This window comes from Hydrogenophaga sp. A37 (assembly GCF_002001205.1).
In the GTDB taxonomy this organism is placed as follows: domain Bacteria; phylum Pseudomonadota; class Gammaproteobacteria; order Burkholderiales; family Burkholderiaceae_C; genus Hydrogenophaga.
On the sequence record NZ_MUNZ01000131.1, the window covers coordinates 57093 to 66935 of the forward strand.

A 9843-nucleotide genomic window follows, 5' to 3' on the forward strand; every position below is an offset into this window, starting at 1 on the left:
GTGGATCGCGGGCATGTCGTCGACCAGCAGGACGCGCCGGTTCGGGGTCTTCATGGCTGGCCTTGTGCGGTGTCGACGGGCAGCTCGAGGGTGAAGCGCGCGCCCAGGCCCGGGCCGTCGCTGTGCGCGCTCAGCCGTCCGCCCATTTCCTGCGCCGCCAGCACGCAGCTGTGCAGGCCGAAGCCGTTTCCGTCTTTGCGCGTCGTGAAGCCGTGTGCGAAGACGCGCGTCAGGTTCTCCGGCGCAATGCCCTCGCCGTTGTCGGCCACGCTGATGCGCAGCGTGCCTGCGTCGGCGAGTGCAGCAACCAGACGGATGCATGGGCTTCGATCGGTGACGTCGTTCAACGCGTGTTTGGCGTTGCTGATCAGGTTGACGAAGATCTGCAGCAGGCGGTGGCGGTCTAGCGGCAGGTCCGGCAACTCGGCGATGTCCGTCACCACCTCGACCTTGCGGCGCGTCAGTGCGCCGGCGTTCATGCGCAGCGCGTCGTTCAGCAGTTCGTTGAGCTTGACCGATTCGACCATGTACGCCGTGCCCGCATACGCCTGCTGGGTGGCGACGATCACCTTGATGTGGTCGACGCTCTGGGACAGGCCAGCCAGTTCCTCGGCCATGCCGATGTGCTCGGCCTCCAGCGCCTGTGCCAGCTCGCCCAGGTAGCCGGGCAGCAGTTTGCCGCGGGCGTCCTGCGTGAGGAACGGGCCCAGGTCGCCGGCGTGTTCGGCCATCAGGCGCGCGGCGCGACCGACGCCCTTGACCTTGGACGTGCGCAGGCGGGTGCCGACCAGGCCGGCCGACACGTTGACGCTGTTGAGCACGTTGCCCACGTTGTGCAGCACGTTGGTGGCGATCTCGGCCATGCCGGCCAGGCGCGCGGCGGACAGCAGCTGGGCCTGCGCCTGCTGCAGTTCCTGCGTGCGTTCCTGCACCCGCCGCTCCAGCTGCTCATACAGCTGCGCGTTGGCCAGCGACACGGCCAGCTGGCCGGTGATCAGCATCACCGCGTCGAGCCGGTCGACAGTGAACGCGCCGCGGCCAAGCCGGTTCTCGAGCAGCAGCATCGCGCGCGTCACGCCGTGATGGAGGATGGGCACCACCAGCAGCGAGCAGCGCTCGGCACCGCGCAGTGCGGGGTCGCCGGCGAAGCGGTCGTCGCGCGTCGCGTCGTCCAGCAGCAGGGGCTCGCGGGTGCGCTCGACATAGCGGAAGGCCGACAGCGGCAGCAACCCGCGCGCACCGGCGTCGGCCAGCGTGGTGCGGTTCGTGCCGTCGCCCGACTGCGGCAGCAGCCACTGCTGCGCGTCGTCGTCCCACAGCGCGAGCTGCACCGTGGTGGCGCCGCTCAATTCGGCCAGCAGTTCGACCACCCGCAGCCGCAGCCGCTCCAGACTGGTCTCGGAGCTGAGCGCCTGCGCCGCGCGCAGGATGCCGAGCTGGTCGATGGCGTCGGCCGACACGTTCTCGCGCAATGCCGGCGCGCTGCCGGCTGCCGCAGCGGGCAGCGCACCCAGGAACGCATGGTCGCGCTGCAGCTGGCGCACCTTGGCGCTGGCGCCCCAGGCCGCGTAGCGCTGCTGCGCCACGGCCATCATGCGTTGCCCGGCGAACTGCATGCCGTTGGCCAGCAGGCAACGCGCGGCGCGCTCGGCGATGAGCGCGTTGTGCCACGGCCGCTGCAGCGGCGCGGCTTCGCGCAGCGCGGTGTCGAAGGCGTTGAGGGCCGCGAGCGGCTCGCCGCAGGCCCAGGCGCGTTCGGCCGCGATCCAGTGCACCAGGTGCGAGAAGTTGAACGGCGCATCGACCGCGCGCAGGCGCAGCCAGTCGACGCAGGCATCGAGTTCGGCCAGCAGCGCAAGGTGCTCGGCTGGCGCCGCCGTCTTCAGACGCTCGGCCAGCGCCAGCGCATGCAGCAATTGCGCCAGTGCGCACGGGTAGATGCCCGGAAGAGCGGCGGTCAGTGGCATTGCCGCAGCGGCGTGCCGGATCAGCGCCGGGCCGTCGCCGGCCAACGCGGCGCCGATCCCGCGTGCGACATGGAAGTTGACCTCTGCCACCGGGTTCGGCCCCAGTCGGGCGAGGTGGGCGGCTTCGCTGAAGGAGGCTTCGTCAAAGCTTTCCAGCCCCGCAGTCTCGCCGCGCAACATGCGCGCGAGCTGGCGGTGCGCCACATAGGCGGCGGCCGCGTAGTCGTTGCCGGTGCGGGCGCTGAAGGCCAGTGCGGCGGCGCTCTCGGCGGCGTAGCGCTCGAGCGTCGTGGCACAGTCCATCAGCGGGTACAGCGAGGCGTAGTAGGTGTAGCAGGCGTTGTTCAGGTCGCCGCCCTGTACCAGGCCTTCGTGAGCGCGTTCAGCTTCGGCCGCGTTGCCTTCGAGCGGGATCGACCAAGGGCCGGAACCGAGCGCGAACAGGAACCGCGACTGCGAGGCCTCGGGGTGAAAGCCGCGCGCATCGCTGGCCGCCAGCACGCGGCGCACGATCGCGAGGCCGGTGCGGTAGTCCTGCCAGGCGCCGATGGTGATGAAGGCGGCGTGGCTCAGCGTCCCGACGAACGGTGCCGCCGGCCCATGCTCGATCCACAGCCGCTGACCGGTCAGCACCAGGCCGGCGAGGATGGCCGGATCGCAGAAGAAGCTGGGCGGCGTCATCCGGTTGAGCAGCCGCCCGGCAGCCAGGGCGCGGGGGTCGCTGGCGATCGGGCGTTGCAAGTCGGCGGCTTCGGTGTCGGGATCCAGCCAGCGGTTGAACACGCCGTGGGCCGGATTCATCTGCACGCCGAGTTGCTCGGGTGTCGGCAACGCCAGGCCCAGACGGCCCAACAGGGTTTCGCCGAGCGCAACCGCCGCACGCGCTTGCCCCTGGTTGGTCAGGCTGCAGATCTGCACGCATGCCGGCTCGGCCAGCTGCAGCGCATCGGTGCAGTCGCGTTCGATGGTGACGTACAGCGCATCGACCTCGGCCAGGCGCCCAAGGCTGTACAGCACGGCGTGGCGCTCGATCTGCAAGGGCAGCAGCGCCGTCCCGCACAGGCCCGAGCGGGCAAGCAGTTCGAGCGCGCCCGCCAACAGGTGTTCGGCCATTGCCGGGTTGAACGCACGCAGCGGCTGCGCGGTGCGGCGCAGCAGTTCGGCCACACGCAGGCACTCGGACGGGGCATCAATGGCGGCCAGCGCCGGCAGGTATTGGTGCGCGGCGGTGGCCGCAAAATCGGGCAGCGCCTCCAGTCGCCGCGCCAGCGTCAGGTGCAGCCGCCCACGCTCGGCCGGGGCGAGCCGTTCCAGGCAGGCCTGTTGCACGCGGTCGTGGCGAAAGCGCATCGCCGGCAGGCCATCGTGCTGCATCGCCAGCAGGTGGTCTTCCAGGGCCGGAGCGAGCCGTTGTTCGAGCGCCTCGGCCGATGCGCCGCAGGCGGCCTGCAGCAGCGGCAACTCGACCTCGCCGCCGAGACAGGCCATCACATCCAGCACTTGCCGGGTCTCGGGTGCCAGCGCGGCAACCCGCCGCGTCAGCAGGTCGATCACATTGCCTTGCCCGATGTGGCGGGCGATGGCCTTGGCATCCCAGACCCAGCCCTCATCGCCCAGCATCAGCGCGCCGTCACGGCGCAGCGCGTCAACCAACTGCACGGTGTCGAATGGGTTGCCGTCGGTGTGTGCGCGCAAGGCCTGGGCCAGCAGCGCGGCCTGCGTTGGCGCCAGCCTGAGCATCTCGGCCAGCAGCGTTGCCAGGTCGGCGGGCGGCAGATTCTGCAGGCTCAGCGACAGCGGCGGCGACTCCAGCCGGGCCCAGCGTGGCAGCATCGGCGCGAGCGGGCGCAGCGCGTCCACCTCGCCGTCGCGATAGGCGCCCACGAGCAACAAGCCGCTCAAGGAATCGTCGGTCAGCACGGCATGGACGATGGCGATCGGAAGCGCCGAAGCCCACTGCAGATCGTCCACCACCATCACCACCGGGCGCGCCGGCGAGGCGACGGCGCGCAACAGGTCGAGCGTGACCTCGACCAGGCGATCCTTGGCGGTGAGCGGATCGATGTCGCCCGGCACCGGCTGCTCACCCAGCAGCAGCCCGATCTCGGGCACCCCCGCCATCAGTTGGCAGCCGGCGCGGCCGATGGTCCGCACGATGCGCTTGCGCAGCGCCTGCAGTTCGGTCTCGGGTCCGGCCAGCAGCATCCGGCCCAGCGCGCGCAGCGCCTGGAAGACGCCGTCCGACGCAAGGTCCTGACGCTGGCTGTCAAACTTGCCAGCGACGAACCAGCCGTGGCGTGCCGCGACCATGGGCCTGAGCTCATTGATCAGTGCGGTCTTGCCGACGCCCGGCGTGCCGCTCACCAGCACGCCGCGCGCGCCGCCGTTCAGCGCGTTCTCGAAGGCCCGCTTCAGGCCCGCGATCTCGGCGTCGCGGCCGACCAGCCGTGACGGCGCCGACAGGCGCTGCGCGAAGTCGTGCCCGCCCAGCGCGAAGCTGCCGGTCGCGCCGGCCGCCAGATGCTGGCTCAGCAGCGTCAGGTCGCGTGCCAGCCCCTCGGCGCTCTGGTAGCGCCGGTCGGGCTCTTTCTCGAGCAGGCGCATGACGATGTCGGACAGCGCCACCGGCGTGCCGGGCACCAGTTCGTCCGGCCGCGTCGGCAGCTGGGCGAGCAGGTTGTGGATCAGCTGCAGCGGGTCGCTGTTCTCGAACGGCGCGCGGCCGGTGACCAGCTCGTAGAGCGTCGCGCCGAGGGAATACAGGTCGGCACGCTGGTCGACCGAGTGGCCGGTGCGGCCGGTCTGCTCCGGCGCCAGATAGGCCAGCGAGCCGGCGATGTCGCGGTGGTGGCCGCAGGCCGGCTGCTGCTCGGCCACCGTCGTCGCCAGCTCGAAGCCGACCAGCATGGCCTGCCGGTCCGGGCCGGTGAGCACGATGCTGGACGGGTTGATGTTGCGGTGCGAGACGCCCAGGCGGTGCACGTCGGCGAGGATGCGCGCCAGCTGCAAGCCGATGTCGAGCAGCGTCGGCAGCGATGACGGCAAGGGCAGTGCTTGCGCCTGAAGCGCATCGCGCAGCGACACGCCGTCGATGTGCCGGATGGCTGGCGCGTCCTCCGGGTGCGCGCCCGGCGTCGGCTGCGCCAGGCGCGGCACGCCCGCCACGCCGGACAGGCGCTCGAGGATGTGCCGTTCGGTGCCCAGCCGCACGGTTGACGCGCGGCTCCCTGAGGCGATGAGTGACGGTACTGCCGCTGGTAATGCGGACACCGTGCTCAGCCCGACCCATTCACTCGTCGTCAGCGGCAGGGCACTCATGGCGTTGAACTCCGGTCTCACGTCTGTCGTCTGGCGGATTCGCAGCAACACAAGGGATGGCCGCGAAGAAACAAGTCTTCTTCGGCATAGCCGGTGAATTCTTGAGCCACGCCGCGTGCGCGGCCTTGCGCCGGCGCAAATGCACCGCCCGGCACGCCAGCGTGCTCAAGACCGCGACCCGACCCGAAGGCGTTTCGCGCGCTGATGGAGCATTGCCTTCAGAAGATCAGGCGCTTCGCCGAACCTGGCATCGCAGCGCCGCCATGCCGTCGCTGCCGGTGACCGTCACGATGTTCAGCCAGGCGAGGACGGCTTTCACGGCCGTTCGACCGTTTTCACGCCGGCCGGGAAGGTGCCCCACCAGGTGGGGTAGACCAAAACCAGGTGTTCCGCCCATTGGCGCGCCATCGACACAGGCATCAAAGAGCGCGCCGCACAGGCTGTCGCGGCGGGGGTGGGCCAGGATCAGCAGGCAGCACATGGCTCATTGGGTGGTGTCGGCGTGGTCGGGGTACGGCGCGACCGGCTCCGTGTCGGCGGGCCGACCGGACAGCTGGTTGGCCAATCCGTGGTTGACATCGCGGTGGTGTGCCTCGTCGGCGCGAACCACGAGCACCACGTCGCGCAGCGTCGCGTCGTCCGCCAGCTTCCAGTAGCTTTTTGCGATCGCCGGTGCGGCGACGTTGGGCACGCGACCGGCGTCGATTTCCGCCAGGTACAGCGTGTAGCTGAGCACCGCCTCCTCCTCGAAATAGCCGACCAGGCGGTGCGCCGTGCGACGCGAAATGAGGTACAGGAGGAAGAAGCCGAGGTAGAACACCCACTGCGCGACCAGGATGAGGAGCCGCTCCAGCGTGGTGGGCCGGGCAACCGCAATGAAGGTCATGAGGTGCATGCGCTCGTTCTCCGCCTCCTCCATCAGCTTGCGGATCCAGCCGTCGTCGTCGACCATGCGGCGCAGGCACTGCAGGTGGGTGGCCATCGCGCCCACCATGCCGGGAACGGCCGCCACCGTCTCCAGCACGATCGCCCGGTGGCCATACCGTTTGGCGAAAAAGGTGTCGGCAAAGAAGCGCAGCAGCCGGGTCACGCCCAGCGCGAAACGGTCCGCCAGATCGCTGGGCTCACGGTGGTTCATGGTGTCTTTCCCGATGCGATCAGGGGCAACCGCATGGCGTCGCCATCTTTGACGACACGGCGCGGGCTGTCAGTACGCAAGCGCACGGACCCTCCCGGTGCGGGGCCCGCGCTCAGCGCGGCGCCGGCAGCGGCTGCTCGGCGCAAAACGCCGCCACCGCCGCCGCCAGTTGCATGGCTGCCGCCTGCGCAGCTGCGGCGCCGGCCACCGGGTCTTCGCCGGTCGCGTTCACGCTGATGTTGAACTCGCGCCAAGCCACGGCCTCGCGGGTGCGGTTGTTGAGCAGCACCGCGCGCAGGCCCAGTTGCACCTGGCTGGGCTGCTGGGCAAAGCTCTGGTGCAGGCGCACCAGCTCGGTCTCCAGCCGCCAGCCGGTGGTGACGGCCGAGGGCGCTTGCAGCACCGCGCCGAAGGCACCGCTGCCCTGCAGGGCGCGCACCAGCATCGGCGTGAGCATCTGGGCCGGCGGCTCCACCCATTCGTTGAAGGCAAAGGCCTCCAGCTGCTGCGGCCGGCGCTGATAGAGCATGCGCCGGCTGTCGTAGCCCGGGGCGGCGCGCGGCAGCTCGACCGTGAGGCTGGGCGCGCCAGCGGCGGCCGGGCGCGGCGCGGCGGTGGTTGCAGCGGCGGCGCTCGCGGGGCCAGCATCGAGCGCAAAGCGCGCAGGCGGTGCGGCCGGCTTGGGCAACAAGGAGCCGGCGCAGGCCACCAGCAGCAGCGGCAAGCACAGCAGCGGCAAGACCGCCGTGCGCAGCCGGCGCGTTGAAACGGTGGCGCGGTGTGCGCTCGTGGGCAAGGTCATGGTGGGCTTTCTCCGGGGCCGGGCATGGGGGCGGGGCTGCCCAGCAGCAGGCTGCTCGGGCTGCCCGCGGTCTGTTCGCTCAGGCGCCGCAGCGAGGCCGAGAGCTGGTTGAGCTCGGCCATCAGCCGCGCCAGATCGGGCAGGGTTTGTTGGCCGATGGTTTGCAGGCTGTTGGCGGTGCTGTCGGCGGCCTCACCGGCGCGGGCGCTGGCCTGGGCGGTCACATTGGCCATGCGCTCCACGGCCTGTGCGCCGGACTTGATGCTGTCCAGTGTGGGCCCGAACTGCTCGCCGGCGCGGGCCGTCAACCGGGCGGCCTTCGCGGCGTCGGCCACCCCCGCGGTGATCGCCGCCTGCTGCCCGGCCAGGGCGTGCGTGACCGTGGCAAGGTCGGCCAGCGTGCTCTTGAGCGCGGCGCGGTTGTCGGCGTCGAACACGGCGTTGAGGTTGTTCGAGACCCGGTCCACGTTGCCCAGCACATTGCTGAGCACGTTCTCCAGCCGCGCGCTCAGCGACGGTTTGAACGGGATCATGGGCGGCGATCCGTCGGGGCCGGGCTGGAGCGCCTGCGCCTGGGCGCTGCCACCGCTGATCTCGACATAGGCGATACCGGTCAGGCCCTGGGCCTTCAGCACCGCCTCGCTGTCCGTCTTGATCGGCGTGCCGCGCTTCACCTGGAAGCGCAGCCGCACCTGCTCCGGGTTCTGCGGGTTGATCTCGATGCGGTCCACCTTGCCCACGTCCACGCCGAGGTACTTGACCGGCGCATTGAGGTTCAGCCCGGCCACCGATTCCTCGATCACCGCCTGGTAAGGGTCCATCGCGTCGCGGCCGCCCAGGCCGGCGGACAGCCACAACACGCCAGCAATCAGCAGCGCGGAGAGGGCGAGCACGAAGGCGCCGACCAGGGTGTAGTTGACTTTGTCGTCCATGGGCGTGGGGTCTCAGGCTGGGGGCCGCGCTACAGGCGCCCGCGCGGCGCGGGCCTCGCGTGGGTTGTTGAAATAGGCCGCCACGGCCGGCGAGGGGTTGTGCGAGAGCTCGTCCATCGTGCCGAGTGCCATCACATGGCCCTCGCCGAGCACGGCCACGCGGTCGCACACCAGCCACATCAGGTCCACGTCGTGGGTGACGATCAAAACCGTTGCGCCAGACGCCGCCTGGGTGTCCATGATCAGCTCGTCCACGCCGCGCGAGCTGGCCGGGTCCAGACCCGAGGTGGGCTCGTCGAGAAACAGCAGCTCGGGGTCGAGCGAGATGGCGCGCGCGAGCGCGGCGCGCTTGAGCATGCCGCCACTCAGCTCGTTGGGGTGCTTCAGGCCCGCGTCGGGCGGCAGGCCGGTCAGGGCCAGCTTCTGCTCGGCAATGCGGTCGACCTCTGCGCTGGCCAGCCGGCGGTGCTCGCGCAACGGCAGGCCCACGTTCTCGCGCACGCTGATGGAGCCAAACAGCCCCCCGCGCTGGAACATCACGCCCCAGCGCAGCCGCAGCGCCTGGGCCTGCGCGGCGCTGAGCGTGGCCAGGTCTTCGCCAAACACCCGCACCTGGCCGGAGCTCGGCCGCTGCAGGCCGATCATCTCGCGCAGCAGCACCGACTTGCCCGACCCGCTGCCCCCGGCCAGGCCCAGAATCTCGCCGCGCCGCACGCTCAGGTCCAGCCCTTCGTGCACGGTGTGGCTGCCGAAACGCGTGGTGATCTGGTGCAGCTCTATCACGGGTTCTTCGTTGGGGGGGTGTTCCATCTAAAGCCCCAAGATGTTGAAGGCCACCGAAAACAGCGCATCGGCCACGATGATCAGAAAGATCGACTGCACCACGCTCAAGGTGGTCTGCCGGCCCACGCTGTCGGCGCCGCCCTTCGTGCGCAAGCCCTGGAAGCAGCCCACGCTGGCGATGATGAGCGCAAAGACCAGCGACTTGCCCAGGCCAATCAGCAGAGAGGAACCCTGCATCACGCGGCCGAAACGGTCCATGAACTCGGTAAAACCAATGTCCAGCTGCGAGCTCGCCATCACCATGCCGCCGAACACGCCGGTGATGTCGGCAAACAGCGTCAACAGCGGCAGGGCCACGGCCAGCGCCACGATCTTGGGCAGCACCAGGCGCTGCATCGGGTCGATGCCGATGGTGCGCAAGGCGTCGATCTCTTCGGCCACCACCATCGAGCCGAGCTGCGCCGCGTAGGCCGAGCCCGAGCGCCCCGCGATGATGATGGCGCTGATCAAAGGGGCGAACTCGCGCAGCATCGCGTAGCCCACCAGATCCACCACGAACACGTTGGCCCCGTAGTGCTGCAGCTGGTCGGCGCCCTGGTAGGCCACCACCACCCCCAACAAAAACGAGGTCAGCCCGATGATGGGCAGCGCCTCATAGCCACCGATCTGGATCTCGTGCCAGATCGCGCGCACTCGCCACAGCCGGGGATGCGGCAACACCCGCACCGCCGCCAGCGCGGCCTCACCGACAAAGCGCACAAACGCCAGCCCCTGCAACACCGTGGCCACCGCCATGCGGCCGGTGCGCTCCAGCCAGCCGTGTTTCGGCAACTGCTGCAGAGGCGGCCCCGCCTCCGGCGCGGCCGCAGGCATGGGAGGGGTGTGGGGCTGGGTGTCCATGGG

The 9843-nt window shown here is 70.3% G+C and carries 7 protein-coding genes; all 7 read right to left on the reverse strand.

Translation table 11 applies throughout. From position 1 onward, the window contains the following. Nucleotides 1–50 precede the first annotated feature (50 nt). Entirely contained in the window at nt 51–5285 is a 5235-nt protein-coding gene (locus B0E41_RS18255; RefSeq protein WP_077332957.1) for an AAA family ATPase, read from the reverse strand. A 226-nt stretch (nt 5286–5511) separates the two neighbouring features. After that, nucleotides 5512–5766 (reverse strand): hypothetical protein, encoded by a 255-nt coding sequence (locus B0E41_RS27610; protein WP_077332959.1) that lies wholly within the window; start codon nt 5764–5766, stop codon nt 5512–5514. Nucleotides 5767–5769: 3 nt separating this feature from the next. Continuing rightward, nucleotides 5770–6423: an alternative oxidase gene (locus tag B0E41_RS18265; RefSeq protein ID WP_077332961.1), complete on the reverse strand. Its 654-nt coding sequence runs from the start codon at nt 6421–6423 to the stop codon at nt 5770–5772. A gap of 112 nt (nt 6424–6535) precedes the next feature. Further along, nucleotides 6536–7225: an ABC-type transport auxiliary lipoprotein family protein gene (locus B0E41_RS18270; protein ID WP_077332963.1), complete on the reverse strand. Its 690-nt coding sequence runs from the start codon at nt 7223–7225 to the stop codon at nt 6536–6538. Continuing rightward, nucleotides 7222–8157 carry an MlaD family protein gene (locus tag B0E41_RS18275; RefSeq protein ID WP_077332965.1) on the reverse strand — a complete coding sequence of 312 codons (936 nt, stop codon included), beginning with the start codon at nt 8155–8157 and terminating at the stop codon, nt 7222–7224. The genes B0E41_RS18270 and B0E41_RS18275 overlap by 4 nt, the downstream gene beginning before the upstream one ends. A gap of 12 nt (nt 8158–8169) precedes the next feature. Beyond that, nucleotides 8170–8967, reverse strand: coding sequence for an ATP-binding cassette domain-containing protein (locus B0E41_RS18280; protein WP_077332967.1), 798 nt, complete (start codon nt 8965–8967; stop codon nt 8170–8172). Then, nucleotides 8968–9843, reverse strand: an 876-nt coding sequence (locus B0E41_RS18285; RefSeq protein WP_143433897.1) for an ABC transporter permease, incomplete at its 5' end; no start/stop codon positions are given. It abuts the gene before it with no gap.